Annotated in this window: 23 protein-coding genes and 3 pseudogenes; 14 read left to right on the top strand and 12 right to left on the bottom strand. The window is 62.1% G+C overall.

Annotation, left to right across the window (positions count from 1 at the left end; all coding sequences use genetic code 11):
- The first annotated feature begins 208 nt into the window (after positions 1 to 208).
- Complete coding sequence (locus P2T60_RS20600; protein ID WP_276282814.1) at positions 209 to 370, top strand: hypothetical protein; 162 nt, start codon at positions 209 to 211, stop codon at positions 368 to 370.
- A 125-nt stretch (positions 371 to 495) separates the two neighbouring features.
- A pseudogene (locus tag P2T60_RS20605) lies at positions 496 to 1,446 on the top strand (multicopper oxidase family protein); the annotation flags it as partial.
- A 24-nt stretch (positions 1,447 to 1,470) separates the two neighbouring features.
- On the opposite strand, the gene P2T60_RS20610 reads toward P2T60_RS20605, so the two are convergent.
- Positions 1,471 to 3,708, bottom strand: a complete 2,238-nt coding sequence (locus P2T60_RS20610) for a copper-translocating P-type ATPase (protein WP_276282815.1) — start codon at positions 3,706 to 3,708, stop codon at positions 1,471 to 1,473.
- Positions 3,709 to 4,307: 599 nt separating this feature from the next.
- Between P2T60_RS20610 and P2T60_RS20615 the strand changes: the two genes are divergently transcribed.
- Positions 4,308 to 4,952: a cupin domain-containing protein gene (locus tag P2T60_RS20615; protein ID WP_276282838.1), complete on the top strand. Its 645-nt coding sequence runs from the start codon at positions 4,308 to 4,310 to the stop codon at positions 4,950 to 4,952.
- Positions 4,953 to 5,206: 254 nt separating this feature from the next.
- Here the strand turns inward: P2T60_RS20615 and P2T60_RS20620 are convergent, their stop codons facing one another.
- Entirely contained in the window at positions 5,207 to 5,428 is a 222-nt protein-coding gene (locus P2T60_RS20620; RefSeq protein ID WP_276282817.1) for a hypothetical protein, read from the bottom strand.
- Between the two features lie 184 nt (positions 5,429 to 5,612).
- Between P2T60_RS20620 and P2T60_RS20625 the strand changes: the two genes are divergently transcribed.
- Positions 5,613 to 6,290 carry an IS6 family transposase gene (locus P2T60_RS20625; RefSeq protein WP_276282818.1) on the top strand — a complete coding sequence of 226 codons (678 nt, stop codon included), beginning with the start codon at positions 5,613 to 5,615 and terminating at the stop codon, positions 6,288 to 6,290.
- A 38-nt stretch (positions 6,291 to 6,328) separates the two neighbouring features.
- A complete protein-coding gene (locus P2T60_RS20630; RefSeq protein ID WP_276282819.1) occupies positions 6,329 to 7,708 on the top strand; it encodes a Cdc6/Cdc18 family protein in 1,380 nt (459 codons plus the stop codon).
- A 142-nt stretch (positions 7,709 to 7,850) separates the two neighbouring features.
- On the opposite strand, the gene P2T60_RS20635 is transcribed toward P2T60_RS20630, so the two are convergent.
- Positions 7,851 to 8,378, bottom strand: coding sequence for a hypothetical protein (locus tag P2T60_RS20635; RefSeq protein WP_276282820.1), 528 nt, complete (start codon positions 8,376 to 8,378; stop codon positions 7,851 to 7,853).
- Positions 8,379 to 8,950: 572 nt separating this feature from the next.
- Here P2T60_RS20635 and P2T60_RS20640 point away from each other — a divergent pair.
- On the top strand, positions 8,951 to 10,225 hold the full coding sequence (locus P2T60_RS20640; protein ID WP_276282821.1) for a tyrosine-type recombinase/integrase: 1,275 nt from the start codon (positions 8,951 to 8,953) through the stop codon (positions 10,223 to 10,225).
- A gap of 77 nt (positions 10,226 to 10,302) precedes the next feature.
- Here the strand turns inward: P2T60_RS20640 and P2T60_RS22010 are convergent, their stop codons facing one another.
- Together P2T60_RS22010 and P2T60_RS22015 are read right to left on the bottom strand one after the other, a co-directional pair.
- Positions 10,303 to 10,527, bottom strand: a complete 225-nt coding sequence (locus P2T60_RS22010) for a DUF7970 domain-containing protein (protein ID WP_465261647.1) — start codon at positions 10,525 to 10,527, stop codon at positions 10,303 to 10,305.
- A pseudogene (locus P2T60_RS22015) lies at positions 10,501 to 10,728 on the bottom strand (ParA family protein); the annotation flags it as partial. The gene P2T60_RS22010 and the pseudogene P2T60_RS22015, both read right to left, overlap by 27 nt.
- 215 nt (positions 10,729 to 10,943) lie before the next feature.
- Here P2T60_RS22015 and P2T60_RS20650 point away from each other — a divergent pair.
- Positions 10,944 to 14,063, top strand: a complete 3,120-nt coding sequence (locus tag P2T60_RS20650) for a right-handed parallel beta-helix repeat-containing protein (RefSeq protein WP_276282822.1) — start codon at positions 10,944 to 10,946, stop codon at positions 14,061 to 14,063.
- Positions 14,064 to 14,111: 48 nt separating this feature from the next.
- On the opposite strand, the gene P2T60_RS20655 is transcribed toward P2T60_RS20650, so the two are convergent.
- A complete protein-coding gene (locus tag P2T60_RS20655; protein ID WP_276282823.1) occupies positions 14,112 to 15,452 on the bottom strand; it encodes a lysine N(6)-hydroxylase/L-ornithine N(5)-oxygenase family protein in 1,341 nt (446 codons plus the stop codon).
- Between the two features lie 179 nt (positions 15,453 to 15,631).
- A complete protein-coding gene (locus tag P2T60_RS20660) occupies positions 15,632 to 16,699 on the bottom strand; it encodes an amidohydrolase family protein (RefSeq protein WP_276282824.1) in 1,068 nt (355 codons plus the stop codon).
- A gap of 189 nt (positions 16,700 to 16,888) precedes the next feature.
- Between P2T60_RS20660 and P2T60_RS20665 the strand changes: the two genes are divergently transcribed.
- The gene (locus P2T60_RS20665) at positions 16,889 to 17,203 is read left to right on the top strand and encodes a Rieske (2Fe-2S) protein (RefSeq protein ID WP_276282825.1); all 315 of its coding nucleotides are present in this window, start codon (positions 16,889 to 16,891) and stop codon (positions 17,201 to 17,203) included.
- A gap of 28 nt (positions 17,204 to 17,231) precedes the next feature.
- On the opposite strand, the gene P2T60_RS20670 is transcribed toward P2T60_RS20665, so the two are convergent.
- Positions 17,232 to 18,095, bottom strand: coding sequence for an aminotransferase class IV (locus P2T60_RS20670; protein ID WP_276282826.1), 864 nt, complete (start codon positions 18,093 to 18,095; stop codon positions 17,232 to 17,234).
- A gap of 352 nt (positions 18,096 to 18,447) precedes the next feature.
- Here P2T60_RS20670 and P2T60_RS20675 point away from each other — a divergent pair, with 352 nt between their 5' ends.
- The 6 genes and pseudogenes from P2T60_RS20675 (at position 18,448) to P2T60_RS21945 (ending at position 22,726) form a co-directional block, all read left to right on the top strand.
- The gene (locus P2T60_RS20675) at positions 18,448 to 19,932 is read left to right on the top strand and encodes an anthranilate synthase component I family protein (protein ID WP_276282827.1); all 1,485 of its coding nucleotides are present in this window, start codon (positions 18,448 to 18,450) and stop codon (positions 19,930 to 19,932) included.
- Entirely contained in the window at positions 19,929 to 20,528 is a 600-nt protein-coding gene (locus tag P2T60_RS20680) for an anthranilate synthase component II (RefSeq protein WP_276282828.1), read from the top strand. The genes P2T60_RS20675 and P2T60_RS20680 overlap by 4 nt, the downstream gene beginning before the upstream one ends.
- Before the next feature lie 136 nt (positions 20,529 to 20,664).
- Entirely contained in the window at positions 20,665 to 21,099 is a 435-nt protein-coding gene (locus P2T60_RS20685) for a VOC family protein (protein WP_276282829.1), read from the top strand.
- A gap of 187 nt (positions 21,100 to 21,286) precedes the next feature.
- A complete protein-coding gene (locus tag P2T60_RS20690) occupies positions 21,287 to 21,523 on the top strand; it encodes a DUF7542 family protein (RefSeq protein WP_276282830.1) in 237 nt (78 codons plus the stop codon).
- Between the two features lie 192 nt (positions 21,524 to 21,715).
- Positions 21,716 to 22,404 (top strand): annotated as a pseudogene (locus P2T60_RS20695) (AAA family ATPase); the annotation flags it as partial.
- Between the two features lie 4 nt (positions 22,405 to 22,408).
- Complete coding sequence (locus P2T60_RS21945) at positions 22,409 to 22,726, top strand: AAA family ATPase (RefSeq protein WP_382208704.1); 318 nt, start codon at positions 22,409 to 22,411, stop codon at positions 22,724 to 22,726.
- Between the two features lie 119 nt (positions 22,727 to 22,845).
- On the opposite strand, the gene P2T60_RS20700 is transcribed toward P2T60_RS21945, so the two are convergent.
- From P2T60_RS20700 to P2T60_RS20715, 4 genes are read right to left on the bottom strand one after another with little or no spacing between them, the layout of a single operon-like run.
- Positions 22,846 to 23,559 carry a DUF7519 family protein gene (locus P2T60_RS20700; protein ID WP_276282831.1) on the bottom strand — a complete coding sequence of 238 codons (714 nt, stop codon included), beginning with the start codon at positions 23,557 to 23,559 and terminating at the stop codon, positions 22,846 to 22,848.
- A complete protein-coding gene (locus P2T60_RS20705) occupies positions 23,513 to 24,817 on the bottom strand; it encodes a DUF58 domain-containing protein (RefSeq protein ID WP_276282832.1) in 1,305 nt (434 codons plus the stop codon). The genes P2T60_RS20700 and P2T60_RS20705 overlap by 47 nt, the downstream gene beginning before the upstream one ends.
- A complete protein-coding gene (locus P2T60_RS20710) occupies positions 24,814 to 25,419 on the bottom strand; it encodes a DUF7269 family protein (RefSeq protein ID WP_276282833.1) in 606 nt (201 codons plus the stop codon). Before P2T60_RS20710 ends, P2T60_RS20705 begins: the two co-directional genes overlap by 4 nt.
- Entirely contained in the window at positions 25,416 to 26,273 is an 858-nt protein-coding gene (locus P2T60_RS20715; RefSeq protein WP_276282834.1) for a DUF4129 domain-containing protein, read from the bottom strand. The genes P2T60_RS20710 and P2T60_RS20715 overlap by 4 nt, the downstream gene beginning before the upstream one ends.
- Positions 26,274 to 26,282: the final 9 nt, after the last annotated feature.

The following is a 26,282-nucleotide window of genomic DNA, read 5'->3' on the forward strand; positions in this document are numbered from 1 at the left end:
GTCGACGCTGACTTTCTCGGGAAATGGAGACGGCTCTACCTCCCCCGACCAAGAGCAGCAATCGGGCTTCGTCTTCGCACACGTCAGCGACCTCCACGGCCAACTCGTCTCAGGACATCAGGTCTACTACAACAATCCGCGCAACTCGCTCGACCTCGACTTCGATGGCGACGAAAAACGCATCGAACACGGGGGTGGGGTTCCAGTCTTGACAGCGAAACTCGACCAGCTTCGTGACGCCTCCGACGACGTGCTGACGCTGATGAGCGGCGACACCTTCCACGGGACGGCGGTCACTACCTACACGGACGGCCGGGCAACTGGGACTACTCGAACGAGGCCGTCGAGGACGGGAACTTCAGCGATTTGAGGGCGGAACTGAACGCGCCAATAGTGGCCAACAATCTCTACGACTGGGAGACGAACGAGTGTCTCTGCGACTCATATGTACTCCGAGAAGTTGACGACCTGACTGTGGGTATCGTCGGAATGACGAACGTCTACGTCGACCGGGAGTACACGGTCGTCGTTGACGACTACTTGGACCAAGAGCCACGACCGCTCTCGGAAATCGACTCCGGGCAGGGTCCGATGGGCGGCGGACGGGGCGGCCGAGGCGGTCGCGGTGGCAGAGGTGGTGGCGGTCCCGGCGGCATGGGACAGATGGGTGACAGACGACCGCCGTACGCCGGGCTCCTCATCAACGGACGCTTGCCGACCGACCCGCAGACGTTCACCGTCCGGGAGGGCGAGCGGGTACGGCTTCGATTCGTGAACGCAGGGAGTGCGACGGCGTTCCGAGTTCGATCTGCCGGTCACGAAATGGCGATTAGTCACGCCGACGGCCGGCCGGTCGAACCGGTGACGGTAGACTCGTTTGTCTTCGGGGCTGGCGAGCGGTACGACGCAATCATCGAAGCCGACAACCCCGGGACGTGGGAGATACGTGCCGACGCCGTCAACGGTAGAGAGCCACCGGCACGCGCCCTCCTTCAGTATGAAGGGAGTAATGGGCCTCCGTCTGCGCCGTCCTCGGCGGGACGCCGACTTCAGTACGGGGACCTCCGTGCGCTCTCACCGCTGGACGGCATCGATGGCCGGCCGGACCGCCAGTTCGACCTGACGCTGTCGGCGGGTCGCGGCGGTTCCTACGAGTGGCTAATCGATGGTCAGGCGTACCCCAGTGCGGACCCGCTCCGCGTCAGCGAGGGTAATCACGTCCGGGTGAGGATGGTGAACCATAGTCCGGTGATTCACCCGATGCACCTCCACGGTCACTTCTTCCAAGTCGGGAACGCCGTCAAGGACACCGTCGTCGTCCCCGGCCACATGGGCGAGGTCACCTTCGACTTCCTCGCCGACAACCCCGGCGAGTGGCTGTTCCACTGTCACGACCTCTACCACCTCGAAGCAGGGATGGCACGCGTCATCCAATATGTCGAGTAAAAGGACGGGACGTGTTTGTTCTCGTCAGTCTGCTGGTTGGGCCTCCTGCTGTGCTGGCACGCCCGGTAGACTGGGGAGGCTGAGGTCAACCCGGCGGAGGAACTGGGCGTTAGTTGCGACGATTACTGTCGACAGCGACATCAAGAGTGCGCCGACCGCGGGCGAGAGCAGGATACCGATGGGAGCGAGAACCCCTGCCGCAAGCGGGAGTGCGAACACGTTGTAGCCTGCAGCCCACGCGAGATTCTCCTTCATCTTTCGGTAACTCGCCTTGCTCAGCTTCACAAGACGAACGACATCCAGCGGGTTATTCTGGACGAGGATAATGTCCGCCGACTGGACGGCGACGTCCGTCCCAGACCCGATGGCGATACCGATGTCAGCCCGCGTGAGTGCTGGCGCGTCATTGACTCCGTCCCCCACCATCGCCACGAGTTTGCCCTGTTCTTGGAGTTCGGTTACTTTCTTGTCCTTGTCCTCAGGCAACACCTCGGCAAACACCGTGTCGATACCAAGGTCGTCGGCGACGGCATGGGCGACATCCTTGGAATCGCCAGTTAACATCGCCACCTCGATGCCGAGTTCGTGGAGCGCGTCAACGACCTGGTAACTCTCCTCACGAACGACATCTGCAAGCGCGAATGCGGCAACGGGCGTCTCATCGCGTAAGAGATAGACGACCGTTTGGGCGTTCTCTCCGGCCCGTTCCGCGAACGCCGTCAGCTCTGAGGGAACGTCTGTGTCGAGATGTGACAGGAGGTTTGGACCCCCGACGTGAATCGTGGCACCGTCGACGGTCGAACGAACTCCGCGGCCCTTGAGCGCCTCGAAACCAGTAGCGGTGGGTGCATCTAGGTTCCGCTCGTTCGCGGCTTCGCGTACTGCCTGCGCAATCATGTGTTCCGAATCACCCTCAACGGCGGCGGCGAGCGCCAGCGCCTCGTCCTCGTCGATGTCTTCGACAGTCTCCACGTCGACGATACCCTGTTCGCCCTTCGTGAGCGTCCCTGTCTTGTCGAAGATAATCGTATCCAGTTCCCGAGCCTGTTCCATTGCAATCCGATCCCGAATCAGCATGCCGTTCTGTGCGGCCAGCGACGTGTTGATGGCGACGACGAGCGGAATAGCAAGTCCGAGTGCGTGCGGACAGGCGATTACGAGTACCGTCACGACTCGCTCGATGACCGTCGCGTTGAACGAGACGGCGATCGTCCACGCGATGCCGGTCACGATAGCCGCCGCCAATGCGATGTAGAACAGCCATCCCGCCGCGCGGTCGGCAAGTTGTTGTGTCCGAGACTCGCTCTCTTGGGCCTCCTCGACGAGACGCATGATACCCGCGAGCGTCGTCTCGTCGCCCGTCGCAGCAATTCGTACCCGGAGGCTCCCATCACCGTTGATAGTCCCACCGATGACCTCGTCGCCAGGGTCTTTCGACACCGGCTTCGACTCGCCAGTAATCATCGACTCGTTCACGTCCGAGTCGCCCTCCTTAACGACGCCGTCAGCAGGTACGCTAGTCCCCGGACGGACGAGTACAAGGTCGCCTTCCCCAAGTTCATTCACCGGAACCTCCTCAGTCCCGCCGTCGTCGGTGATGCGCTCGGCGGTGTCAGGGAGGAGCTTGGCCAGTTCGTCGAGGGCGCTAGAGGCCCTGCGGACCGAGCGCATCTCGATCCAGTGGCCCAGCAGCATGATGTCGATCAGCGTCACGAGCTCCCAGAAGAACGTCGACGCGGTCGGGAAGACGACGCTCGCGAGGCTGTAGACGAACGCGACGGTGATGGCCATCGAAATGAGTGTCATCATGCCCGGCGTGCGGTCCTCGAGTTCTGGAACCGCCATCCGAAGGAACGGCACGCCACCGTACGCGAAGACGATTATCGCAAAAACGGGATTAATCCACTCACTGCCGGGGAACGCCGGGACCGAGAACCCGAGCCACTCTTGAAGCGTCTCGCTGTAGAGCAGGACTGGAATCGAGAGGAGCGTCGAGACGAAGAAGCGCCGCCGGAACATCTGTTCGTGTCCCTCGTGCATGCCGCCCTCGTCGTGGCCGTCATGGCTATTTGCCTGCTCTCCGTGGTCGCCGTGCGTCCCACTAGAATCGTATTGCTCGTCGACCTCTCGTTCAGCCTCGTCGGCGTCTTCAGCTTCATCCCCGAGTATTGATTGTTCTACTCGCGGTTCCTCTCGGTCGTCAACATCCGAATGCCGGTCAGACCGGTTTCCATTGCTGGATTCGCCGCTGTGGTCGTCCATGTCTCCCCCCGTAACCAGATAGTATGATTCCTCGGGGGAAAGAGTGTGTGGCCCAGCGTTAGACCCGTAACATAGACGGAAGCAGTCACAAAGAAGGGACGTGACGATACGGTCTGTAGGCCTATCACTCCGAAACCCGTGTTCTGGACTATGACCCTCGTACGCCGGAAGAGTGTATCGAACTCGACGCTCTCGTCCAGAGGGAGAGTTTGAGCGACAGACTCCGCCAGCGAGCACTCCAAGCGTTGGCGGCTTCACAGTGCGATACGATGCTCCGGAGACTTGCCGGGGAAGAATCCTTAGAGCCAGCACTTCGCCAAGAAGCGGAAAAATCCTTCACGAGCGAGACGATCAGTAGTAGGAAAACGAACAAAAAGGGGTAGACCGTGCTGTTACAATTCTTCTCGACAGTTGGTGGTCACGTTATGGTCTGAAAGATGTCTATGCCATCCAGACAGGGGGTTTCGAGCAGATGTTGCGGTGGGTCGTGTGCTCACAGTCTTCTGAACGGGATGGAGAGAAAGCCACCATGTCTCAGCTGTAACGGTAGTTACGTACCTGTATTGGCGATGTCCCCAAGACCACGTAGTGTGGTTCAGATGAACTATATACTCGGTATAAGACACGGCGGAGAGTCGTTCAACGGGATGTCTGAAAACAAGAAATCACCGCGACGGCGTGACATTCTCCGAGCAAGCGCGGGAGCAAGCCTGCTGGGTATCACTGGGCTAACTGCCAGCAATGCCACCGCACAGGAAGAGACGACCACAGAGACCTCAACCGAAGACGAGCACGATGGCTTCGAAGTCAGGATACTCGGAGAACCTGCACCCTTCGTTGACGATGTGGCCGCAAGGTTCGAACTCACCTTCGCCGACGCCGAAACTGCACAGGAGGAGACGCGAACAGAGACCCCGACCGATGACGATGGGACCATCGTCATCGACATGGAGGACGCATCTAATGTCATCGTTGCCGAGGCGACCTGGACTGAGGGCGCGAAGTCCGGCTGGCACCAACACCCCGGGATGTCCATCGTCCACATGGTCGAGGGCGAAATCGAGTACACGCGAGCAGATGACTGCGTCAGCCGGACCTACGCGGCGGGCGATGCGTGGATCGATCCCGGCGCCGTCCACACGGCGGATAGCGAGACTGGCGCACGAGCCTACGTGATGTTCCTCGGTATTCCCGAGGGGGAACCAGCGACGGAGCCGATAGCCCCCGAAGACGTGGACTGCTGACGGTCCAGTCCGGAAGTCCGGTGGCCGACGCTGGCGGGCCCAAGATCTGTCCGGTAGACGATTTTGTTTTACCTTACGTCAGAAAATCCCCTATCCCGGTCGCTCTCTGTATTCTGTGTGTCGATATACGGTATTATTTTGTGAAACGCAAGGAGATTATTATCGGCCAGAAGTACAGCAAGTCAGCTACCCACCCCTGAAGGGGTGGCTTCCGCGCTGTTACCGCTGTGACACGAATCTGCCGATATCCACTGTTAGCAACAGTCGCTTTCGTCAGGAGACCATTCGCAGGCATCACCCGTGGTAAGTTCATTTTCTTCTACGTACGCTGAGAGACACGCGTAGTTACAGAAGTACGTGGGTGACCCACAGTTGTTGGTACAGTCGCGGACGCAGATTGGGTCGTGGTCGAAGATACGGGACCTACAGTACGCACACTCCTCATCAGGATCGGGCGTTGTAACAGTCGTGGGCATACTTGGGTTACGAAGTCGGTTGCAGAAAGTGTTCCGCAGATATGTTACTAAACGCTGGCCGACGCTGATTGGTTCTCACATCGCTCTATTCGATGTGTGCTCTGTACTGGTTATTACCGAGTTCTTCTGGTCAAAATAGGCACTGTCTAGTTAAGGAGCGAGCAGGTCGAAGAGCTAGTGATTCATGCTACTCTCAGACCTGCTCAGAGAGACGTTAGACACCGCGACTCTTGAATGTTGGCAGCGCGAGCGGACGGCGACTCCCGTCAAGGCGTTCGCCGTCCGGCTCCACGCTGCCGGATGTTCGCTTAGAGAAACAGCAGCGATTCTCGGATTATTAGGCGTTGAACGGACGCATGGAGCGGTTTGGGGTTGGGTGCATCGGCTGGGTGACAGCGTCGGCGACCCGCCGTCGGCGACGCCGACGCGGGTCGCAGTTGATGAGACCGCTGTCCGGATTAACGGCGAGTGGTCTTGGGTGTACGCTACAATCGGCCTCGAAACAAAGGTGCTGCTCGATGTTGTCCTGTTTGGACGACGAGGCACCAATCCGGCAGCTGCGTTCCTCCACGGTCTCACCCAGAAACACGATTGCTCACAGGCGGTGTTTCTGGTCGATGGCGCAGGCTATCTGACTGCCCTCTCTCGATTAGGATTGAGCGGTCACCTTGAATATGTTGACCGAAACCACATCGAAAAGTGGTTTCACACCCTCAAAATGAGAATTGACCGCTTCCATTCGTCGTGGGTGGGCAGTCGGCTGAGCGTCCGCCAGTGGCTTGTGTCGTTCGTCCATTACTATAACTTCCAGCGACCCCACCAAGCACTCGATGAACACACACCGGTTGAGGAGGTAAACTAGACAGTGCCACTAAGGCCATTTCATTTGAAATCCGGTGTATGGCCGACAGTCTCAACCAACGAACACTCGGCGAATACGCCGCCGAACACGGGGCCGTCGCCCACTCCAGAACCGAACAACGCGACGACCCTCTCTCCGTTCTCAACGAAGAAGACCCTATCTTCGCTGACGAAAACCTCCTCCGCATCGACCACGTCCCCAACCAAAACAAAATCGTCGGCCGAAACCGCCAAATCGAAACCGTCGCCCGCCGCCTCAAATCAACGATCGACGGCGGCTCCGGCAAAGGAACACTTCTCCTCGGCAAATCTGGCTCCGGAAAAACACTCGTCACCCGCTACGTCAGCCGCGAAGTCGAACAACGCGCCCGAGAAAACGACGTGCGGGTCGGCCGCGCAATCGTCGACTGTGGACAACGACGCTCCGAAACCCAGACCGTCATCAACCTCGCAAAATCCCTCAACCAGCCGGACGAAACCAACGTCAGCGTTCCCGCCTCCGGAATCGCCACTGGCGCGTACTACGACCGACTCTGGGACATCATCAACCAACTCTACGACGCCGTTATCGTCGTCTTGGACGAAATCGACCGACTCGCACCGGGCGACGAACTCAAATCCGGCATGCCGCCCGAAGAAGCAGACGACAGTAAACTCCTCATGCAACTTTCGCGCGCGGGCGAAGAAGACGACATCGACGCCGGAATGACCGTCCTCGGCATCAGCAACGACCTGAAATACGGCGACCGACTCGATACCCGCGTCGAAAGCTCGTTCTCCCCCGACGAAATCGTCTTTCCAGCCTACGACGCCAACCAACTCGGCGAAATCCTCGAACGCCGCCGCGACGCTTTCAAAGACGGCGTCCTCTCCGACGACGTAATCCCACTCTGCTCTGCGTTCTCCGCACAAGAACACGGAGACGCACGCCGAGCGCTCGACTTATTCCGGCTCTCGGGCGAAATCGCTCGTGATGAAGACGCCAGCGAAGTCCGCGAGGAACACGTCCGGTCGGCCAACGACGACGCTGAAGTCACTCGCATCCGCGACCTCATCCGTGGCTGTCCAACACAAGCGAAAATCGCTATCGCGGCGCTCGCCGCGATGGACGAGTTCACCGACCACTCGTACTTCAAAGCGACCGAGATGTACCGCGTCTACCGTGCGTTCGCACAAGCCATCGACGTTGACGCACTCGGCCAGAAACGAATCACCGACCAACTCCGAGAGTACGAAACCCTGAAAATCATCGACATCGACCGGACGAGCGACGGCTACCGCGAAGGCACATACCTCAAACTCTCCCTCCTCGACGACTCAAACCTCATCCTCCAATCCGTCGGCCTCGACAGCCGCCTCGCAAACATCCCAATCGGCAGTACGATGCAACGAGAAATCGTGAAACTCGTCGAATCCTAATCTTCTCACCAACTCTCTGCGGCCACAGCTGTCGTAGGTCTCTGTCCACGTCCAGATGTAGTCTCGCAATCAGCGACGGAGGTTCGTTCGCGACGGCACTTCCGGTGTCGAATCCACCGAACTCTGATCTCGAACTACCCAGTTAGAGGTACTTGCTTACCGAATCAGGGGTTGCAACGTCCACCGGCCCTTCAACTGTTTCTTCGACGAACCTGGTTGCATCCTCAACGACTGGCTCAGGGACTACGAGAATGCGCTGGTAGCTCGGCACTCGAAAGTCGTCCAACTGGTCAAGGATGTGATCTGGGTCGTTGGCAATCGCGGTAGGCGTCTCAACCTCGATGATGGTGTTCGGTGCGGCGAACCCCTGTACGAGAACGTCGGGTACGTGACTTACGCCGTCTAACTCGCCGTCCGGATTCCCAGCGGCACCCGGTGGCTCAACGTGATCGACATAGACTGACGTATCCGAGGGTGTGGCGTTAGTGGCCGTGTCGAAGGTTTCTGTTACGAGTACATTGTGGTCGTAGTCTTCATCTCCCGCAGCGAGAATAGCTCCGATGACACCGCCTGCGACGGTTCCTGCGGGTCCGGCCACGCTTCCGATTGTGGCTCCAATTGCGGCTCCACCAATCGTCTTACCCGTGTTGCTGTCGTTATCGTCGGACATACCAACAGCCACTCAGGCCATTGTATAAAAGTTGTTGTGGGGTCTAATACCTGACTTCGCCTCATCGGGTTTAAAAACCGCGAATGTCGTTTCGTTCTCTCGCGTCGTCGCGTTCATCCGCCGCGAGTTCGGTGTCGGCTGAGGACCTTACTGCATTCCGACCGAGACCGCCGAGTCGGTAGCGGTAGCTATGCCTTCGCCCCTACGTTTCCGCTGTTCTCCCCCGCCGCTCACCGCTTCGACTGTTAACTTCTACTGCTTACCCGCCGATTTCGGCCGAAAGAATCGCCGGAAAGACGGTTTTGCTCATTCAAAGTCGCGTCTACTGGTCCCTACCTTCGATATATTGGTATATGATTTACAATGGTTGTTAATGGATTTGGTGTCGACTCGTGTCTGTTCTGGGTTTCCTGCGGAGAAAACATTACACGACAACTACTAAGTAAGCCGAATGAAACGCTCTACCCGTCGAAAACAGGGCGCACGAAATCGAGGGTCGGCGACGTGCGGCCGCTACCCGCCGATTCCCGCGGGGACGGTTTCGAGACGCCCGCCTCCTCCGCTACAACACCATGTCGAAGACACGCTACGCGACGATGGACCGAGACGACTGCGAACAGTACTACTGGGACGAGATTGCCCCGGCGATGCGGGTCGAGGGTCGCAATCCCGACGCCGAGACGCCGAGCTATCGGTGGCTGAATCGGGAGTATCCGGGGTTCGTGAAGCACCTGAAGCGGTCGTTCGACCTCTCGCCCGGCGACTTCTACGACGAGCGCGGGATTCCGCCGGAGGGCGACGACGACCCGTCGCCGTTCGGGTTCGTGGACCACGACGCGACCCGCGAGGCAGTCGAGGACTACCTCGCGGAACTCGCCGACCGGCGCGGCCGGGCGGAAGCCACCGTCTCGACGCGCCGGTCCATCCTCCGGCAGTACCTCCGGGCGTACCGGCAGGCCCACGACGCCGACGACCTGCTTTCGCCGCTTCTGGACGCCGCCGAGCAGTCCGCCGAGATGGACCGCGTGGCCGACACCTTCGACGTGTTGCGGCGGCGCGATGACGCGCTGACCACCCTCCCCGCCAAGCAGAAGTACGCCCAAGAGGTCCGGCAGTTCTACAGCCACCAACTCGCGTTCGGTCCCGCCCAGTACGACCCCACCGAAAAACTCGAAAAGCGGTTCGGGTGGGACGAGACGCCCGACTGGGACAACCCGAGTCTCGACGCCGACCAAGTGCGGGCGCTCTACGAGGCGGCCGACGCGCAGGACGACCGGTTGCTCGTCGTGGGCGTCTGCGGGTGGGGCCTGCGCCCGAGCGAAGTCGCGGCGCTCCGCGACGACCAACTGCCCGACTCGCTCGACCCGAGCGACGACCCCTACATCGAGTTCGGCGAAGGCGAGCGAAAGAACGGGCCGGGGACCGTGACGATGCTCGCCGGTCTCGACGTACTCCGCGAGCGTCTGGATACGCTGACCGACCGCGAGGGGTGGAACGGCTACCTGTTCCCGTCGTCGTCCGCCGCGGCGGGCCACCTCACGACCGAGACGGTGCGCCGTCGGTTCAAGAATATCGCCGACGACGCCGACGTGACGGTGGACGGCGGGACGCCGACGCCGAAGTTCGGGCGGCGGTTCTGGTACACCACGTACACGCGCGCGGTCGAACGCGTGGCAGAGCGGGTGTCTGCGGTCGCGCGCGAGCAGGGAAGTTCGGACGCCTCGGTCGTGCTGAGAAACTACCTCTCGGCCGACGAACGACGGAAGCGACGGCGCGAGGAGATGCGCGAGGAGTTGGAAGGACTGTTCGCGGACCGAGACGGCGGGGGCGCGGAGAACGAAAAATAGATATTAAAGAAATAAAAACATTGCCTTAGAAAATTTTTACCAATCTATAGACCATTGGTAGCGGTCCGAACCGGGAGTCAGAGGTCGTAGCCCCATTCGCGGAGAATCGCCTCGGCGGCGTCGAGGTTGCGCATCCCCGCGAGGTAGATGGCCTCACACGCGTCGAGTTTGTAGAGTCCGTCCTCGAACCGGTCTTCGAGATTGCGGCGCGCGCCCTCTTCTTCGTCGTCGGTGTCGGACTGGACGAACAGTGGTCGATGGAGTCCTCGACGCGCCGAACCAAGTCGTGGAGGTCGCTCCACGAGGTGGCGCACGAGGTTGTCTACCTCCGGGTCCACGCGGTAGTCCTCCGCGCCGAAGTGGTGGGTGAGTCCGCCGTCCTGCGGGTCCATGTCGATGACGAGAGCGTCCTGACCGCGGCGGGCGTGCGCCGCCGCGAGGTTGACCGAGTGGGTCGTCTTGCCGACCCCGCCCGCTTCGCTCTAGACGGTGTACGAAATCATCGACTGGTGGGTCACACCCGGCGCATAAAAATCTCCGTCAGACGAATCAGTCAGACTGAACAGTGACACTAATCAGTAACACTATCTAGTAATACTGACCAATAATACTGTCTAGTAACACTGGTGGACGGTAGAGACCGAGTGAGTCGTCCCCCGTTCCGCCCGCGGGTACCGCGAAGGGCATGATTTATGCCTCGTATCTCTGAAAAGCCAGTGTGAGAAACGTATCGAATCGGGAAATTATCGTGACTCTTGTCGTGTTGAGCCTCGGACTTTCGGCGGGAGTCACGATTGTCGCCGGGAGTAGCGACCTGATGTACGTCGAAGACGACATCTCCGAAGATACGACGTGGACGGCGGCGGGCGGTCCCTACCGAATCGCCGCGGACGTGACCGTCGAGAAGGGGACCACGCTCCGCATCGAACCCGGAGCGGTCGTCCAGTCCGCCGAGGACATCACGATTGCTGTCGAGGGGAACCTGACCGCCGAGGGAACTGCGAGCGAACCCGTCACGTTCACCACCGCGCCGCAGGCACCCGCGGAGATTCGCTGGGCGTCCATCGAGTACGACGGCGCGTCGGACTCCCGACTCTCGCTGTCGCACGTCACGATAGAGCGAGCGACGAACGGAATCACCGTCGCCAGCGGTGCCGGAAAAATCGCACTCTCCGAGACGACGGTCCGAAACGTCGAGCGGAACGGGATTCGCGTCGCCGACACGTCGAACACGCCGAAGATTACGGTCGAAGACTCGGCGTTCGCCGAAATCGGCGAGCGAGCGGTCGCACTGACCCCCGGCACGGGGACCGTCCGCGAATCGGACGTGGCCGCCCAGTCGAACGACCTCGGCGAGCAGACGATGCACAGAGCCACGGCGACGTTCGTCGCCGACGTGACGATGGACTCGTTCCGAGTCGGCTACCGCGGGCACGGAAACGCAAGCGGAGTGAAACGTGGGTCCATCAAGCGCCTCGGTATCGACACCGACGGCGACGAGCGAGTGGACCGGTCGCTGAAACCGGCGGTCCGAACCGTCGGCCATCCGGGAAGCAACGCCTTCCGAATCCGGTTCAACCGCTCGGTCACGGTTCCGGCGGGAGCCACGCTGGTCGCAATCTACGGCGGCGTGACCAACCCGGAAACCTACGGCACGTACCCGGTCGCGGTCAGTTTCGAGCGGGCGGGCGTCGAACAGACCGCGGGGACCCGGATTCCGTTCGACATCTACTCGTCGGCGGGCCAGCGATTCGGCAGTGAGGACGCGAAACCGAGTCGCACCGGACGACTCTCGATAACCGGCACCACCTTCGACGCCATCGGAGACCGAGGCGTGTTCGTCGCCGCGGACGCCGCCCGGCGGCTTCGAATCGCCGGGAACTCGTTCGCCGACGTGCGCGGAACCGCCGTCGCGGTCCGCGGCGAGCGAGTCGGTTCGGTCGTCCTCGACGGAAACGACATCTCCGCGCTCGGTGAGGAGGCCGACGGTCTCCGAGTCGCCACGCAGGAGGTCGAGAGCTTGGAAATCAGAGAAAACAACGTCTCGGGTGCCGACGCTGGCATCGCCTTCGTAGCGAGCAACCGCAACGTCGGCGGCGTGACCGTCGCCTCCAACACCGTCGCGCGAAGCACGACAGGTCTCCGCGTCCGACACGACGCCCGGTACTTCGACCAAGACGTGTCGCTGACGGTCCTGAACAACACGTTCGCGAACAACGCCCGGCGCGGCGTCTCGGTGGTCGCCGAGGACGCGCGACTCGCCGGGTTCGAGGTCCGAGGCAACCGGATTACGGCGAACGGCGAGGCTGGGATGGTGCTGGAAGGCCACCGGGTCGAGGAGAGTCGCATCGCGGACAACCGACTCGCCGAGAACCGCGGCGACGGACTCGCCATCTGGACGGACACCGTGATGCACAACGTCTCGGTGGCGGCGAACCGCGTTCTCGATAACGCGGGCGTCGGCCTGCGCTTCGATAGCCAGCTGACCCACGCCGGACGACTCTCCGTGACCGAGAACGTCGTGGCCGCGAACGCCTACGGCGTCCGCGTCTCGGGGTCGCTCGGTGCGCGAATCCTCGACAACACCGTCGTCCACAACACCTACGGCGACGGTCCGCCGGTCGGCTCCCCCGGCTACCGGCCCGGAACCGGAATCGTGGTCGAAGAGGGTGACGCTGGCGCAATCTTCGAGGCCGGGAGCGTGGACCCGCGACTCGCAGAGCTAATCGACGAGCGGATGGTCGAGTTCAGTCTCGAACGGAGACCCGGCGACGACTACACGGTCGTCCTCAGACCCGACGAGGGTGCCCACATCCGGCGGGGCGACGACAGCGCGCTGGCAGTCGAGGCGCTCCCCGACGACATCCCGACCGGGGTCACGCTTGGGAAGGACGACGACCGGCGCTCGGGCGTCGTCGTCCGGGACAACGACGTGTACGGCCACGACCGAGGGATGGTGGTGAACGTCAGCGGACTCGTCGACGTGAACTCGACGACCCGCCTGCTCGTCAACACGACCCGGACCGTCGTCGCCGAGCGAAACTACTGGGGCGCACCCGACGGCCCGACACACGCGTCGATTCACCCGGAGGGGACCGGCGACCTCGTCGTGACGCGCCGCGGGTGGGTCGATTTCGTCCCGATGGCGTCGTCGCCGTTCGGACCGCGGCGTCACCGTCCGACGGCGAACCTCACCGTCTCGCCGCGACCCGCGGTAGTCGGCGAGCGAGTCCGCCTCTCCGGTGTCGAGTCGAGCGACGCCGACGGACGCGTCGCGTCCTATCGGTTCGTCGTCGGCGGCGAGCGACGGACCGTCGCGGAACCCGCCGTCTCCGCCTCGTTCGAGACGAACGGCACGGAGACGGTTTCCCTACTCGTGGAAGACGAGATGGGGGTCGAGAGCGAAGCGCCCGCGACGGTCACGGTGAACGTGCAGAACGCGACGGCAACGAACGAAACGGCAACGAACGAAACGACCGCGAACGCGACGACGCAAGCCAGCGAGACGGAAACTGACCGGCAGACGACGCTCTCGGCCAGCGCGGACAGCGGTTTCGTCCCCGGTCTGACCGTCTTCACGACTCCCGGCGGACTCGTCGGACTCGTGTTCTACCTCGCGGCGCTGGTTCTGGGCGCGTACGCCGCCGTCCAGACGGTCCGGGACGAACCGATTCCCGTCGAGGGGATGACCATCAACGGTCTCGCGGGGGCCGGTGTCCTCGTCTGGGCCGGGTTCGGACTGGTCGGCACCGACGGACTCCTCGCGGTCGGTGTCGGCGGTGCGGTCCTCTGGGCCGGTCTCGTCGGCGTCCTCTGGGCAGTGACACAGCGGTTGTAGCAGAAGCGCGGCGGCTCGGAGAAATCGAACCGACCGGATGCGGTCGGTCTAGTCGTCGGAAATCGGTTCGCTGTTCGGCGACTCTTCGAGGAACTGGTCGGTGCCGAAACTCTGGAAGCGCGACCCGCCGTTGACCGAGTACTCCTCGCGTCCGAGGAGTTGGTTGACGATGAGAGCGTTCCGGTACGCGCCCAGCGAGAGGTCCGCGATGTTGAAGCCGTGGGCGTGCAGTGCGCCGTTCTGGACGAAGAGCGTCCCGTCGAGTCCGTCGGTTTCGACGGTGTAGTCGCGGTCGACTTGGAACTGGTCGTCTTCGGTGAACTCGATGCTGGACTCGATGGGGTCCAAGAACTCGGGGGTCGGGCGGTGGTAGCCCGTCGCCAGAATCACGACTTCGCTGTCGTGCTGGAACCGCTCTTTTTCTTCCCACTGGTTGCAGGTGAGTCGGTACCGCCCGTCGTCTCTCGCCTCGATGTCCTCGACTTCGGTCTTCGAGAGCATGCCGATGTCGGGGTCGCCGTGAATCGAACGCCGGTAGAGGGTGTCGAAGATGGCCGCACTCGTCGAGGGCGAGATGCCCTTGTACAGCAGGTCTTGCTGTGCAACCCGGTCGTCGCTCGTCTCCTTGGGCAGGTCGTAGAAGTACTCGATGTAGTCGGGCGTCCGCAGTTCGCGCGTCAGTTTCGACGGGTCGACCGGGTAGAATCCGTCGGAGCGAGTCAACCAGTCGAGTCGGTAGTCGGCCTTCTCCTGTCGCTTCAGCAGGTCGTGGAAAATCTCGGCCGAACTCTGTCCCGACCCGACGACGGTAATCGAATCGGCTTCGAGACAGCGTTCGCGCTGGTCCAGATACAGCGACGTGTGGAAAACGTCGTCGCTCGGGTGTCCGCGGAGGCTTTCGGGGACGAACGGACGCGACCCGACGCCGAGAGCGATGTCGTCGCACCGATGCTTGGTTTCCTCGCCGGTCTCGGGGTCTCGGGCCTTGACCATGAAGTTGCCGTCGCCGGTGTCGTAGACCGACTCGACGCGCCGATTGAACTGGCAACTATCGAGACGGGTCGAGACCCACTTACAGTACTTGTCGTACTCTCTGCGCGGGATGTGGAAGTTCTCGTAGTTGAAGAACTCCCAGAATCGGTCGTGCTTGCGGAGGTAGTTCAGGAAACTGTGTGGGTTCGTCGGGTCGGCGGGCGTCACGAGGTCACCGATAAACGAACTCTGGAGCGCCGACCCCTCGATGAGCATGTCGCCGTGCCAACTGAACTCCGACTTCTGTTCGAGGAATAACGCGTCGATTTCCTCGTCAGTCCCGTCGATAAGCGCCGCTAAGCTGAGATTGAACGGACCAAGCCCAATCCCGATAACATCGTAACTGCTGGAGTTCATGTGTTTGACCACACTACACTATGCATAAATAATCTACGGATTGAACTAATTTTTATTCTATATTTTTGTTGTGATAGCAACCGAGCGACCGTTTTAGCGCTCGTATCCGCCACTATCGGGACTGCGAGACTATCTGATTATCGCGCGTCGGGAAAGTCCGGACCGCGGACCGGCGGCGCTTACAGATTGAGCAGTTCGCGCGGGTTGTCCTGCGCAATTTTGCGCTTCTGCTCGGTGGTAAGTCCTTCGTGGTCGAACACCGACGCCGGAGCGTCGAAGTCCATGTGGGGGTAGTCCGTGGCGAGGACCAACTGGTCTTCGAGGTCGTTCATCTCGATGATGGTCTGGAGGTCCTCGGGCTTTCGGGGTTGCTCTTCGAGCGGTTGGAGTCCGTAGTAGAAGTCGCTCAGGTACTCGCTCGGCAGTTTGTTCATCTCGGGCGCGTCCGAGGGCCGTTCGATGTACTCGCGGTCCATCCGGGTGCGGAGGAACTGAATCCACGAGACGCCCGCTTCGAGGAAACACCAGTCGATGTCGTAGCGTTCCGGAATCCCTCGAGCGATGATGCTCGTCGCGTGCCACATCTTCGCCATCGGGTGGGTCAGCGTGTGGTACTCCATGAACGTCTCCACGTTGAGGTCACGGGTCGGAAACGCCGGGTACAGTCCGCTACCGCTGTGGAGGAAAATCGGGAGGTCCTGATTCTCGGCCGCCTCGTACATCGGTTCGTACTGCTGGTGGCCGAGCGGATACTGCGGGCCAACGTCTATCATGAAGATGCCCGCGACTCCGGGTTCGTCGCCGTACTCTTCGATGATGCGTGCGCTCTCTTTGGGATGCTCCGGAATTGCCAGTAGTTTGGCGAAGTTCTGGTTTTCGGGGTCGGCGAATCGCTCCACGAGGTACTCGTTGAGCGCCCACATGTAGTGGACTCGTTTCTCGGCGTTCGGAATCTGAGTGAGCTTGAACTGCCCCGGCGAGTACACGACGACATCGACGCCGAACTCCTTTCGCTTCTCCTCGTACTCCTCGGGGTTGGACACGGGATGTGGCGTCCACTGGATGCGCCCCCCGGCAGACCGGTCCCACCCGTCCCACGGAAGCGGTCCTCGTTCGGGATGAGCCATGTACCCCGCTTTTTCCCGCTCCCGAACGTCTTCGTCGAGATACGGGAACAGGTCCTTGTGCGTCGTCATCGAGTGCACTTCCGTATCGTAGACGGTGATGTCTTCAAGTTCCGAGTCCATAATTATATTGACTAGTAGACTGCACTAAAGTCTACCGGAGTTCAGCGAAAATAACCGTTCGATTCGACAGAAGGCTAGAGAATTTCTCCCGTACACAGACCGTCTAGCGAGCGTCGAGCGTCGGTTTCGATACGGGATGAACTTCGACAGAGCAATAATTTTTTCATCCCGTTGACTCAGGGTAGTAACATGGACGAATCATCGGCCGTGCCGGTAGGCGAGCGAGACGAGTTCGAAGACAGCGAGGGGCAAATAATCGACGTGGCGGGAACCGACGTGGCCGTTTTCCTCTCCGAAGGCGAACTGCACGCTATCGAGAACACGTGTCCTCATCAAGGAGGTCCGTTGGGCGACGGAAAAGTCGAGGGTGACAACGTGTACTGTCCGTGGCACGGATTCGAGTTCGACCTCACGACGGGCGAACACGCACACATGGACGACATGTGCGTCGAAACGTATCCCGTGTTCGTAGAGGACGAAACCGTGTACGTCGCCGTCGAGTAAACTCGACGGGACGAGCGACCGGTCGAAGCTACTCTTCGTACTCCGATTCGACGCGCGCGTCGAACGCGTCCCGAATCGTTTCGGTTGTCGCGCTACGCTCGAACTGTTGGCCGTCGAGACTCGAAACCGGACGGACTTCCCACGTCGTGTTCGTCAGGAAGGCGTCGTCGGCGTCACGCAAGTCATCGGGGGTGTAACTGTCGGTTTCGACCTCGATGCCCCGCTCTTCTGCCAGTTCGAGGACGACTTCCCGAGTGATGCCGGGGAGAACCGGCCCGTCGAGCGAGGGAGTCTTCAGCACACCGTCGGTACAGAAGAAGAGGTTGCTAGTGGCACCTTCGGTGACGTTCCCCGCTTGGTCGAGCATGAGCGTCTCGTCCGCGTCGGACTCGCTTCGGGCGAGGATTCCGTTGAGGTAGTTGTGCGTCTTGGCGGCCGACGGCACGGCCGAGTCGGGTATGCGAGTGGTCTCGACCGTCTCGACTTCGGCAGGCCCGTCCCAGACGGGTTCGCCCTTCCTACCGCTTCGAGGCAGTTCCGAGACGAGTATCACGAGCGTCGGGGAACTGTCGGCCGGTGGACTCAACTTTCCGGAGTGGACCCCGCGGGTGACAGAGAGTCTGACGTACGACTCCGAGAACCCGTTAGCCTCCAGCGTCTCCCGAATCGCCTGTCGAAGGTCCGCCGACCCGTAGTCGTGGTCGATACCCAAGAGGTCACAGGTGCGTTGCAGTCGGTCGTAGTGTCGGTCCCACTCGAACGGGTCCCCGTCGTACGCGCGAAGCGTCTCGAACGCCGCGTCCCCGTATTTGAATCCCCGGTCGTTTACCGACACGGTGGCTTCGCTCGCGGGAACTATCTCCCCATCGACGTAGTACAGTAACTCACTCATGATTAGATTCTCCCAGCTATACATTTATAGGCTCGTATGTCACTTGTATTTTACTTCTCGGCTCGGTTGTAGAAAAATTATCGGAGAATCGACTCCGCGTTACGGTTAGAGATAGTTAGAGTCAAGCCAGTTTTCTCTGAAAGTACGCTACCGATACGTGAGCGTAGTTTTTGAACGTATGTTTAGATACGGTCTTCTAAGTTTGTAAAATTCATCGGTAAAGTAGGAGCAGTTCAAAAATCTGCTCCGAGAGTAATGTTATTTTCGCAATCAATATCCAGATATGAAAACAATTATTATTGCTGTGCTTTAATTGATTCGATGAGTGCCGCGGCACTAGTGGTTTAAACACATGTCGGATAAAACATTTGCAGTTACGACCGAGAACGAATTCACCTCGTTGGCGGCTAGTCCAGACGAACCGGCCAGAATTCCGGTCGAAGTTCGGACGACAGTCGAAGACCCTTACGTCGCGTATCGAAACGCACGCGACGGTCCGGACGGAGTGTATCTCGAAACGACCGGAGAACAGGACGGTTGGGGGTACTTCGGCGTCGAACCGGAATACTGGGTCACGAACTCCAGCGACGAACCCGATAGTTTCGACCAACTCGATACCCTGTTAGACGACGAGCGACTCGTCCGTGGCGACTGCGACGTGCCGTATCCCTGCGGCGCGTTCGGGTGGCTTTCGTACGACATCGCCCGAGAGATAGAAGACCTCCCGGACACGACCGAAGACGACCGGAACCTCCCGCGGCTCCAGTTCGGCGTCTACGACTTAGTTACCGCGTGGGAGGACACGGGAGACGCCGACCGAACAGAACTGCGAGTTACGTGCTGTCCGGAGGTCAGTCCGGGCGACGACTTCGCATCGAGATACGCCACTGCGCGTAACCGCCTCGAAAACCACGTCGAGAAGATTCACAGCGGCGACTCGGGCGTAGAGCCACCGAAATCTGACAGTTCGGTTACGTTCGAGAGCGAGGCCGGGAAAGAAGAGTACGCCGACAGCGTTCGGAAGGTGAAACACTACATCCGAGAGGGCGACACGTTCCAAGGAAATATCTCTCAACGACTCTCCGGACCCGCCGCGGTCCATCCCGTCAAAGTGTTCGACGCCCTCCGCGAAGTGAACCCGGCACCGTACTCGGGGCTTCTGGAGTTCCCCGGTGTGGACCTAGTGAGTACCAGCCCCGAGTTGCTCCTCCACTGCGAGGGCGACCGACTTGTCACCGAACCGATTGCAGGCACCCGACCGCGCGGCGAGACGCCCGAAGAGGAGGAAGAACTCGAAGACGAATTGCTGTCGAGCGAGAAGGAACACGCCGAACACGCGATGCTCGTGGACCTCGAACGAAACGACCTCGGGAAAGTCGCCGAATACGGGTCCGTGGAAGTGACCGACTACAGGCGCATCGACCGCTACTCGGAGGTCATCCACACGGTTTCGGTTGTCGAAGGGACCCGCCGCCCGGAGAAGACGATTCCCGACTCTATCTGTGCCGTCTTCCCCGGCGGAACGATTACCGGCGCGCCGAAACCGCGAACGATGGAAATCATCGACGAGGTGGAATCGACCCGACGCGGCCCCTACACGGGGAGCATCGGTGTCATCGGGTTCGACGAGCGAGCGACCCTCAACATGACGATTCGGACGCTCGTTCGGCGACACGACAACTACTACCTCCGCGTCGGTGCGGGAATCGTTCACGACTCGGACCCGGTTTCGGAGTTCTACGAGACGCTGGACAAAGGGCGCGCGCTCATCAACGCCATCAGCGACGCCTTAGACGACGAAACCGAACTCGAACTCGAAGTGGGTGACGAACAATGATTCTGGTCATCGACAACTACGACTCGTTCGCGTACAACCTCGTGCAGTACATCGGTGAGTTCGCCGAAGAAATCGTCGTGCGAAGAAACGACGCCATCGATGTCGAAGAGATTCGAGAGATGGACCCGGACGGAATCGTCGTCTCTCCCGGACCCGGTACACCCCAAGACGCGGGCGTCTCCATCCCGATTTTCGAGGAGACGGAGATTCCCGCACTCGGCGTCTGTCTGGGCCACCAAGCTCTGTGTGCGGCGGAAGGCGCGTCGGTCGGCCACGCGCCCGAAGTCGTCCACGGGAAACCATCTCAAATCACCCACGACGGGAAGGGCATTTACGAGAACTTGGACGAGGTTATCCGCGTCGGCCGGTACCACTCGCTGGCGGTCGAAAACGGGTCGCTCCCCGACTCGCTCGAAGTGACGGGACAGACCGAAGGCGAGGAGGAAGACCGCATCGTGATGAGCGTCCGTCACGAGTCGAAACCCCACATCGGCATCCAGTACCACCCCGAGAGCATCCTGACCCCGCCCGGCAAGAGGTTGATACAGACCTTCTGCGAGAAGTGCCGTTCGGGTGCGTTCACCGGCTCGGAATAGTCGCTACCGGGTTCAGACGGGTTCGTGACAGACGTTACCCAGTACACCTCCCCAGGATATTTATTCGAGACGTTTCTTTTTACAGTTATAATTTTAGAGCGAATAATTTAAGTCGTCGAAATTTGTGGTATCAGATATGGTCGTAGGACCTGCCCACCACTACGGAGTCAACGTGTCCGACATCGAGCGTTCAATCGAATTCTATCGAGACGTTCTCGGACTGGAGTTGCTACGGGAGGAAAAGGAGCTGAGCGACCACCACGAAGAACTCCTCGGCGTGGAAGGAGTCGAGGGGACTTTCGCGGTTCTGGAAGGAAACGGGATGAAGTTCGAACTGAAGTCCATCGACAAGCCCTCGAACAAGAGCATCAACGCGATGCGGTCGCCCATCGACGTTGGTGACGACCACTTCTGCTGGGAAGTGGACGACATCGACGCGAAGTACGAGGAACTGACCGACAAGGGCGTCGAGTTCCTCGGCGAACCCAAGTCGGTCGGCACCGTCAAGTCGCGGGTCGCCTACTTCTACGACCCCGACGGAAACGTCCTCGAACTCGTCGAACCCGAGTAACGAGAATCGCCGCAAAGAGTTCTTCGAGAGGCGCGATTGGCCCATCTCTGTCTCTCATCTCTCCTATCGCTGTCCCGTGTTCTGTATCTCTGTTCTGTGTTCTATCGCTCGATAGCGACTGATTCCTCGGTCAGTACGACCGAAGAACCCAACGGGATTATGTAGATAGCAGTGGTCGTTTCGACCGATGGCGAGCAAGCGCGCGACGGTGACGTGTCCGGACTGCGGTCTCGAAGAGACGTTCACAAAACTCGGGACAGCACGGTCCTGCATCGAAGACCACCGCACGGAGACGGGCCACGAAGCGACGTGGGAGCTACACCAACTCGACGCGGGCGTCGAGCGCGCTGGCGACGACGCTGGTGTCTGTGGCCGACCGGGTTGTACGAACGAGAATTCACCTCTCGTTCAAGACGGCCGGTGAAAGTCGAGTAAGAAATGAAAATCGAGTAAGAGGTGAATGGCGAAGGGCGGAAACTGTAGGTTGTAGTGAACGAAAAGAGACACACCACGTTTCCAGTGAAATTCGCATTTTGGGTGGGTGGGACGAGTGCCAGCGTTTCGGAGTCGTGCGACCCAGAAACGCTGGCACCGATTCACTGGAAACGTGGTGTCAATGAGTGACTTCAACGACCTCTTTTCTCGGGAAGACCTAATCTTCGCCGACGAGGAACTCCTCGAAATCAACCACCTTCCCGACGACGACGACCGTATCGTCGGCCGCGGCGACGAGATTCAATCGCTTGCGAACGCGCTCAATCCGGCGCTCTTCGGCCAGTCCCCGAGCAACGTCCTCCTCTACGGCAAGACCGGCACCGGCAAATCACTCCGTGCGAAACACGTCTCGCGGCAACTCGTCCCCGAGGCGGCGCGCGACGGCATCACCGTCGGCAGAGCCTACGTCGATTGCGCCCAAGACACGACCGAGACGAAAGCCGTCTAGACCATCGCGCACAGTCTCAACACCGACGATACCGACATCTCCATCCGGAAAAGGCATCTCCACCTCGACCTACTACAAGCGACTCTGGCGCATTCTCGACGGCGAGTACGACGTGGTGGTCATCATCCTCGGCGAAATCGACAACTCGAAGACGACGCGATTCTCGTGCAACTCTCGCGGACAAACTCGGCCACTGCAAACTCGGCACTATCGGAATCAGCAACAAAATCAAGTACAAAGACCGGATGGACGAGCGAGTCAAGTCGAGTCTCTGCGAACGCGAGTTCGTCTTTCCGCCGTACGACGCGACTCAGCTCCGGGCCATCATGGAGGCCCGCGACGACGCTCCAGACGATTCAGTCGCTCGTGGAGCGAATCGAGGTGGACCGCGACGTGATGTCGTACGTCGTGGACATCACGCGCGAGACGCGCTCGGACGCACGGACGCAGGTCGGCGTCTCCCCGCGGGGCACTCAACGGCTCTTCGAGACGGCGAGGACTCGCGCGCTACTCGACGGCCGGGAGTACGTCGTCCCCGACGACGTGAAAGCGGTCGCTCGCCCGGTCGTGGCCCACCGACTCGTGCTGACCGCGGACGCCCGCGTCGAGGAGACGACCCGCGACGAGGTGGTCGGTGACATCCTCTCGGCGGTGTCGGTGCCGACGGTCGAACGGCGAGCGTAGCCGCGGAACGCGACTCCGGCGCACAGAGCGCGCTCTGCCTGTCTCGGCTATCGCCGCTTCTCGCGCGCGAAATACTAACCTATAATACTGTATACTAATTTCGATAGGAACTGGCTCGCCTACTCGTGGAGTGCCACGCTGAGCAGGACGATGGCGAGGACGAGCAGTGCGAGCGCCGGGAGAGAGAGACCGGTCGAACCCACCCCGTCCACGAGTTCGCCCGTCAGGACCGCCCCGCCGCCGACCACGCCCGCGCCGACCGCGTGGACGCCCTCGGTGCGCCACGTCGAGGCGGCCCGGCCCAACTGCTCGCCGACGTTGATGGCGTGTTCGCCGATGTCCCACCCGACGACGGCCACCGCCGCGCCAGCGACGAGTGTCCCGGCCGGGACCGCCCGGAAGATTCCCGCGACCAGTACCCCGACCAAGACGAGTCCAGCGCCGAGTTTCACCAGTCTGCGCGACCCGCGACCCCGCAGTGGGACCAGTCCGACGCCGAGCAGGAACACCCCGAGAAGACCGGGAAGCGCCCGCAGGATGCCGGGCAGGTCGCCAGCCATCACCGCGCCCGCGGGGACGCCGAGAAGCGCGACGACGCCGCCGACGCCGAGCGCGAGCAACGACAGAAATCGCCGCCCTCGGGACCGGAGTTCGTCGCCCACGGCCATCGCCCCTTGACCCGCGAGAACGACGCCGACCGCCGGACCGCCGGGACCGCCGACGAGAACGGTGCCGAGAGCGAGCGCGAACGCCGCGAGCGCGGCACTCGGACGCGTCGGTCGCCGTCTAACGGCGACCGACGCGCCGTCGCGCGCTACCGATTTCTCCGTCACAGCGCCCCCGTTCCCCGGCTTTTGCGACCGCCGCGGCGAGTCCGTCGTCGGCCGACCAGTCCACGACCGGAATCTCGCTCCGCCGGAGCGACGCGATTCGGTTGGTCCGCTCGGTCGTCGCCAGCCTTCGGCCGGGCGACTCGCCGCCGGTCGCGTCGGGACTCACGACCGTCACGCTGTGGCCGTGAGCCTCCAACTTGTGTGCGGCCGTCGCCGCGCCGTCGTCGCACAGCGGCGAGAACAGCGTCACCTGCGCGTTCGGCGGCAACTGACGCCGGATGCGGGCGATTTGGTCGTCGATTGGCGGCCCGGCGTCCTCTCCGGGGGGCGCGGCGGCCAGCGCGGGGTGGGTGGCGAGCAGTCGCATCGCCCGCGACTCGTGGTCGCTCCCGGCGCTCGGGGCCAACCAGCAGTCCTCGCGGCCGAGCGCGGCCACCCCGACCCGGTTCCGGCCGGTCAGGAGCGCGCCCGTCAGTCGCTGTGCGGCGGCCACGCTCCGGACGACTGCGTGGGGTTCTCCCGCTGGCGCTCGGTAGGACTCGGGCCGGGCGTCCACCAGCAGGACGACCGACGCGCTCCGCTCCTCGCGGTACTCGACGGTCGTGAGTTCGCCGACGCGGGCGAACCGTTTCCAGTCGATACGACTCATCGAGTCGCCGCGCCGGTACTCTCGCGTCTGGTGGAACTCGATGCCGACGCCGCCGTCGTCGGTCAGCAGGTCGCCCGCGTCCTCGATGGCGAGGTTCCGCTTGGGCGGCGTCCCGCGGGCGACGGCGCAGTCGATTTCGGTCTCGGCGGCCACCGTGGTCTCTACCTCGTGTTCGCCGCTCGGGTCGCGGACGACCACCGTCGCGGGGTCGAAGCCGTGTTTGCCCTCTTCGGCGCTCACGGCGTAGCTGAACGTCGCTTCCCCGCCGGGTCGGAGCAGGCCGCCGTATCGCGGCGACCCCGACGTGACCGTCAGCGCGGGCGGCACGCCGTCCACGACGCGCAGGTCGAAGAGGGTGTCGTCGCCGACGTTGCGGACGGTGACGGTGACTTCGACCGACTCGCCCGGCGTCGGCGCGCGGTCGCTCAGTCGCCGGTCGATTTCGAGGTCCGGCGTCGCTGGCGGCGCGGGCGAGAGTCGCGGGTAGACCGCGAACGCGACCCCGACGGCCGACACGAGAACGAGGTCGGGCCGGTCGGCCGCGAGACCCACGCCGCCGACGAGCAACGTCACCGCGACGATTCCTCGCCAGCGCCGGGTCGTCGTCACCGTCCTCCCCCCGTTTCGTCCCCGGCGTCCTCCGATTCCCGCTCCGCAATCGCCGCCACCGCCCGTCGCGCGCCGCGGCGACTCCACGGTTCGGCCCGCAGGAGCGCCGCTATCCGCGGTTCGACGCCCGGCCCGCGACCGGCGAGGAACGAGGCCGCCTCGTCGTCGTCGGTCCACGACCCGTCGTCGAGTCGCTCTCGGGCCTCCTCGCGGGAACACTCTCCGCGGCGGACCCACGTCTCGACGGCGGCGGTTCGGAGTCGCTCGCGGAGTCGCTCGCGCCTCTCGTCGCCGACGACCGGCGCGAGCGCGGTCCTGCTTTCGAGCGCTTCGTCCACGCCGTCGCCCGCCGCGGGCGCAGTCACCGGGCGCTCGGGCGTCGGCGTCTCGGTCTGGCGGAGGGTGTCGCTCCGCCCCGACATCAGGGCGGACCCGGCGACGAGCAGGCCCACGCCCGCGAAGGTTGCGACGACGAGGTAGTCGTTGCCCAGCGCCGTCAGCATCGCTTCGACTGCCCCGTCCGCGGGACCGCCGCCGAGAGTCAGCGCGACTCCGAGCGCGAGGACCCCCGACGCGCCCGAGGCGACGCGGTATCGCTTCACTGCTGAACCTCCAACTGCGACCGAACTCGGTCGAGGTTCCGCTCGGCGCGCTGGCGGCGCTCGTCGGTCACGCGAGCGCCGCCGTACCGGACTTCCTCGAACAGCGAGGTCAGCGTCTGTGCGGCGTCGGCGTCCACGCCGCGACGACGTGCCGCCGCCGCACACTCCCGCGGGGTGAGGTCGCGCCTGTCCCCGAGGTCCAGTCGCTCGACCATCTCGAACCACGCCGACGCTATCTCGTTCTGCGGGTCGGGTTCGCGGGTCTCGTCGTCGCCGTCGCGCGACGGCGACGACGAGACCCGCGAAAGCAGTCGGTCGCGGAACCTGACCGCCGCGGCGACCACTGCCAACAGGACGAGGAGTGCCAAGAGTCCGAGCAAGAGGTCGAACAGGTCACGGAGCAGAGACAGGAGTCGTTCGAGTAGACTCGGTTCCCGCAGGGTCTGTTCGGCACCGGACTGGGACTTCGACCCGGACCCGCCGCCCTGATTTCGCCGGTCGCCGCTTCCGGCGCTCTGCTGTCTCTGCCCGTCGCCGCTCCCGGCGCGCTTGTTCCGCTGGCCGTCGTCGGGTTTCGACTTCGCGCCGGTCCGCTGGCCGTCGTCGGAGGGTTTGGCCCCGACGCTCTCGGACCCGGACCCGCCGTTCGAGTCGCCGGACCCCGACTTGCCGCCGTCGATGGCGTCGTCCAAGTTCTTGGCCTGTCCCGTCCCGATGGGTATCTCGTCGTAATCGACCTCCGTGACTTCCTCGGGGTCGGTCGAGACTGTCGAGTCGAGGGTGGTGGAGGTAGCTCCGATGGCGAGAACACAGCACAGCGCGACGACTGCCGTGAGAACCGTGTCCGCCTTCATCCTCGGTTC

The organism is Halorussus caseinilyticus (assembly GCF_029338395.1).
GTDB lineage: Archaea > Halobacteriota > Halobacteria > Halobacteriales > Haladaptataceae > Halorussus > Halorussus caseinilyticus.

Bases quoted from the DNA above. Each gene is read 5' to 3' on its own strand.
- P2T60_RS20610 (WP_276282815.1), bottom strand. From the start codon at position 3,708: ATGGACGACCACAGCGGCGAATCCAGCAATGGAAACCGGTCTGACCGG.
- P2T60_RS20660 (WP_276282824.1), bottom strand. From the start codon at position 16,699: ATGGACTCGGAACTTGAAGACATCACCGTCTACGATACGGAAGTGCAC.
- P2T60_RS20675 (WP_276282827.1), top strand. From the start codon at position 18,448: ATGTCGGATAAAACATTTGCAGTTACGACCGAGAACGAATTCACCTCG.
- P2T60_RS20655 (WP_276282823.1), bottom strand. From the start codon at position 15,452: ATGAACTCCAGCAGTTACGATGTTATCGGGATTGGGCTTGGTCCGTTC.
- P2T60_RS20620 (WP_276282817.1), bottom strand. From the start codon at position 5,428: ATGCCCACGACTGTTACAACGCCCGATCCTGATGAGGAGTGTGCGTAC.
- P2T60_RS20630 (WP_276282819.1), top strand. From the start codon at position 6,329: ATGGCCGACAGTCTCAACCAACGAACACTCGGCGAATACGCCGCCGAA.
- P2T60_RS20670 (WP_276282826.1), bottom strand. From the start codon at position 18,095: ATGAGTGAGTTACTGTACTACGTCGATGGGGAGATAGTTCCCGCGAGC.
- P2T60_RS20665 (WP_276282825.1), top strand. From the start codon at position 16,889: ATGGACGAATCATCGGCCGTGCCGGTAGGCGAGCGAGACGAGTTCGAA.
- P2T60_RS20640 (WP_276282821.1), top strand. From the start codon at position 8,951: ATGTCGAAGACACGCTACGCGACGATGGACCGAGACGACTGCGAACAG.
- P2T60_RS20715 (WP_276282834.1), bottom strand. From the start codon at position 26,273: ATGAAGGCGGACACGGTTCTCACGGCAGTCGTCGCGCTGTGCTGTGTT.
- P2T60_RS20680 (WP_276282828.1), top strand. From the start codon at position 19,929: ATGATTCTGGTCATCGACAACTACGACTCGTTCGCGTACAACCTCGTG.
- P2T60_RS20690 (WP_276282830.1), top strand. From the start codon at position 21,287: ATGGCGAGCAAGCGCGCGACGGTGACGTGTCCGGACTGCGGTCTCGAA.
- P2T60_RS20635 (WP_276282820.1), bottom strand. From the start codon at position 8,378: ATGTCCGACGATAACGACAGCAACACGGGTAAGACGATTGGTGGAGCC.
- P2T60_RS20625 (WP_276282818.1), top strand. From the start codon at position 5,613: ATGCTACTCTCAGACCTGCTCAGAGAGACGTTAGACACCGCGACTCTT.
- P2T60_RS20685 (WP_276282829.1), top strand. From the start codon at position 20,665: ATGGTCGTAGGACCTGCCCACCACTACGGAGTCAACGTGTCCGACATC.
- P2T60_RS20615 (WP_276282838.1), top strand. From the start codon at position 4,308: ATGAACTATATACTCGGTATAAGACACGGCGGAGAGTCGTTCAACGGG.